This window comes from Mesorhizobium sp. M2C.T.Ca.TU.002.02.1.1 (assembly GCF_003997225.1).
Genome location: NZ_RZTO01000822.1, coordinates 1 through 2,665, shown reverse-complemented (window position 1 = coordinate 2,665; position 2,665 = coordinate 1). Strand labels below are relative to the sequence as shown.

The following is a 2,665-nucleotide window of genomic DNA, read 5'->3' as shown; positions in this document are numbered from 1 at the left end:
CCGCTCGGCCGCGGCTTCCGCTTCCAGCCTCTGGCGCTCGGCGAATTCGGCCTCGATCTTGTCGTCGTCGATCGGCCAGGCCTCGTGCTTCTTGGTCTCGACCACGGCGCGCGGCGTCGATGGAATCTCGATCTGCTCCTCCTCGAAGATATCGAAGATGGCGAAGCGGATATCGTTCTGCACGACGCTGCCGTTCATGATGTCGGCCACGAACACCCGGATTTCGAATTCGAGCGCGGCAGGCCCGAAATTGGCGAAAAGGACGAACGGCTCGGGATTCTTCAGCACCATCGGATGGGCGCGCGCAATGTCCGTCAGTATGGCATGGACGCGCTTGACGTCGCTGCCATAGGCGACGCCGACCTTGATGTCGATGCGCCCGAGCTTGTTGCGATGCGTCCAGTTGCCGACAGCATTGTTGATCAGGTTCGAGTTGGGCAGGATTACCGCCTGCCGCTGGAAGGTCTCGATCTCGGTCGCGCGCACGCTGATCTTCCGCACCGTGCCGCTGATGTCGCCCGCGACGATCCAGTCGCCGACCTTGAACGGCCGCTCGGCAAGCAGGATCAGGCCCGAGACGAAATTCGACACGACGTTCTGCAGGCCGAAGCCGATACCCAGCGAAAGGGCGCCGGCAACCAGCGCCAGATTGGAAAGATCGATGCCCGCGGCCGAGATTCCGACCAGGCCGGCGACCGCCACGCCGGCATAGCCGACACCGAGCCGGATCGAGTTGCGCACGCCGGCATCGACCTTGCCGCGCGCCATCACCGAACCGTCCAGCCAGCCCTGGAACCAGCGCGTCAGGAAATAGCCGATGACGAAGACGACGATGCCGCTGAGGATGCCGAGGAAGGAGATGGTCACCGAACCGATCGTGACGCCGGTCGCCAGCTTGTAGGCCCAGGCCTCGATGTCGCCGGGCTGGAAGCCCCACATCAACAGGATCAGCGGCAGGAACACCACCACGATCATCAGGTTGATGGCGATGCTGACCACCAGGCCGAGCTGGTCGAGGGCGGTATCCTCGTAGCTTGAATTTTCCGAAAGCCATCGCCCGACCGAAGTGTCGGCGAAGCCGCCCTCCTCGCCGATCGCGCGTGCCGACAGGAAGCCGATATAGGCCGTCACCAGCACGGTGCCGGTCACCACGACCTGGAACGAGACGAAAAGCGCCAGGCCGATATAGCCAAGCAGCGCCGCCGCAATGGTGAACAAGCCGAGGGCGATGGCCACGAAGCGAAGCCATGCCGGCCAGGGGCGCCATGAGCCGTCTGCGGCCCTGAACGGCCGCAGCAGTCCCATCAGGATCAGGATGACTCCGACGATGATGGTGGCGACAAAACCCCTGCCGATCGTCAGCGACAGCGGCGAACCCATCTTCTCGTTGACCACCGACAGGAAGTAATTGAACCCCAGCACCAGCGCCATTGCGGTCGTCAGTCCGACCAGCCAGCGCGCCGGGCCGGTCGCGACCGGAATCAGGCGCCAGTTGGGCAGGCGCGGTTCGAGCGCAGCGTTGGTCAGCCGGTTGACGCAGAACACCATGCCGATCACCGTCAGCAGGGCATTGAGGAACGTGCCGATATCGCCCCGCAGCACATTGTAATAGTTGAAGAAGAACACGGCCGAGGCGAAGAAGACACCAAGCGCCAGGGTCGGCAGCAGCGTCGACCAGAAGGCCACCGACAGCCTGCTGAGATAGGAAGGGTCCTCGACGGTCGGGTCGGCCTCGAATATGCGGCCGAACAGGCGCCTGCCGCCGATCAGCAACACGGCCGCCAGCGCCAGCGCCATGAGCGTCGCCGCAAGGATCGCCTGAAACTTGAACCTGACGGCGAAGCTCAGCCAGGACGACACCGCATTGTAGAGGCCCGTGAACTGGTCATGCGCATCGGAAAAGGCCTGCGGGCTCAGCGCGTCGGTCAGATCATAGTGTTTGGTGATGACGCTGCGGAAAAGCTCGCTGCGCATCGCCGCGATCTTGTCGACCAGCCCGTTGACGCGGATCGACAGGTTTTGCGCGCTGGCGACGACCGCATTGATCTGAGCCTTTTCCGAGGCGAGCGCGCTGCGCTCGTTGCTGACGATCACCGGCTCGGCGGGTTGGCCCTGCGCCGGCGGCGGGCCGAGCACCTCGACGCGATTGTTGATGTCGGTCAGGCGCTGCCGGAACGCCAGCGCGCTGTTCAGCGCCGCGCGCGAAATATCCTCCAGCTGCAACCGGATGTCGACAAGCCCGGCATCGTCCTGGTCGGGGTCGCTCAGTTTCTTTTCCAGGCCATCGGTCTTGGTCGTCAGGTCCTGGATGGCCTTGGTCTGATCGGCGATGAGTTGCGAGGAACCATGGCCGATCGCCTGCGCCGACGCATTGAGCGCCGGCTGCCCGAAGACAGCGACGATAACGACCAGAAGCAGGCGCAGCAGGCGGAAGAACATGACTTTGTGGCGACTCGCGGCCGAAAAATCCTCGAAATTTCCGCCTTTGATAAAGACCGGCATATCGGGCGGCAAGCCGTCCCCATCGCATCGGCGAGAGTCGGCCTGGCGAAAAGCGATGGCGTAATCTTGGCTTTGCGCTTCCCGCCTGCTCTATAGTCTGCCGCCTCGCATCAAAAGGACGATAGGTAGAATGGCGGAATATTCAGCCTTTTCGCTGCTCAAG

General features: G+C 63.3%; 1 protein-coding gene. It reads right to left on the bottom strand.

All coding sequences use genetic code 11. The features are described from left to right. On the bottom strand, nt 1-2,439 hold a 2,439-nt coding region (locus EOD07_RS29915; RefSeq protein ID WP_164772673.1), incomplete at its 3' end, for a mechanosensitive ion channel family protein. Nucleotides 2,440-2,665: the final 226 nt, after the last annotated feature.